This window comes from Thermaurantimonas sp. (genome assembly GCF_046299575.1).
Lineage (GTDB): Bacteria > Bacteroidota > Bacteroidia > Flavobacteriales > Schleiferiaceae > Thermaurantimonas.
In genome coordinates, this window is the sequence record NZ_JBKBHX010000029.1 from 1 (window position 1) to 527 (window position 527).

Genomic DNA, 527 nt, shown 5'->3' on the forward strand with positions numbered 1-527 from the left:
TGGATGGTAGCTGAATGCGACAATGGTAATGATCTGATAGAAATATCTGATGCACTATTGCTTGCCAAAAGCTTGACGCGCAATCAAAAACCAGTTGTTCTAATCATGAAAACCGAAATGGGACACGGTGTTGACTTCATGGTTGGTAGTCATGAGTGGCATGGCATAGCGCCAAACGACGATCAGTTAAGACGCGCCCTTGAACAAAATCCCGAGACATTGGGTGACTATTAATAGTCAACAAAGAACGAATGCGCAAATTGTCTTATAGAGTCGTTTTTTTTGATTTAGACCACACACTCTGGGATTTTAAAACTAATAGTGCCCTGGTGCTGAAAGAATTGTTTTTTGAGACAAATCTAAGCAGCAGAGGGCTTGATTTTGACGAGTTTTACACTGTGTATAACCGAATAAATGATCGCAAATGGGCATTGTACCGCGAAGGCAAAATAGACAAATACCGTCTTCGAAAAGAACGTTTTGCAGATACTTTGCTTCATTTTCAAATAAAAGAAACCCATTTGGGG

The 527-nt window shown here is 40.2% G+C and carries 2 pseudogenes; both read left to right on the forward strand.

Annotation, left to right across the window (positions count from 1 at the left end):
- Positions 1-234: pseudogene (locus ACK4EX_RS11725) on the forward strand (transketolase); the annotation flags it as partial.
- 17 nt (positions 235-251) lie between these two features.
- Positions 252-527: pseudogene (locus tag ACK4EX_RS11730) on the forward strand (HAD family hydrolase); the annotation flags it as partial.